Source organism: Bacillus sp. AFS001701 (genome assembly GCF_002559405.1).
Taxonomy (GTDB): Bacteria; Bacillota; Bacilli; order Bacillales; family Bacillaceae_G; genus Gottfriedia.
Window position 1 is genome coordinate 1 of record NZ_NTZO01000616.1, and the last position, 626, is coordinate 626.

1 protein-coding gene is annotated in these 626 nt (G+C 30.5%); it reads left to right on the forward strand.

Annotation, left to right across the window (positions count from 1 at the left end; translation table 11 throughout):
- A partial coding sequence (locus CN514_RS24095) for a potassium channel family protein (protein WP_141529510.1) occupies nt 1-411 on the forward strand: 411 nt, incomplete at its 5' end.
- Nucleotides 412-626 lie beyond the last annotated feature (215 nt).

Sequence of the window (626 nt, forward strand, 5' to 3'; positions counted from 1 at the left end):
ATTTTGACAACATTAGTGTTAAATGATCTAAGTATTAATAAAATCGTCGTAAAGGCATTAAATAAGCAGCATGGTGAAGTTTTGAAAAGAGTAGGAGCGGATTGGGTGATCTATCCAGAAAGAAATATGGGAGAACGTGTAGCACACCAGCTTATGTCACCAAATGTTTTAAACTTTATAGAACTTGCTAAAAATTACAGTATAGAAGAAATTAAGTTACCGTCTAAAATGGTGGGGAAAAGTTTAAAGGAATTAAATATAAGAGTAGAGTTTAATTTAACGGTAATCGCTATTAAAACACAAGGAGTCGTTAATATTTCACCCTCTCCTGATGAGGTTATACATGAGGGAGATGTATTGGTAATGATTGGGGAAAATAGGGATTTACATCGTTTTGCAAACCTTGACTAAGTGCATAAATCTGTTTACAGCAAATTACTTTTTTAGTGGAGTTTAGAAAGTATTAAAGTTAATTTTAAAGAATTGAAGTCAATACGCTAGTGACCCCACCATAGATGAAGGTATTTATTAATAAGTAGAATAGCATTAAACCATATAAAAAAACTTCTTTTAAATCTTGATGTAAATGTAAACGATTACCAAAAATAAGGTTTTAAAAATCATTA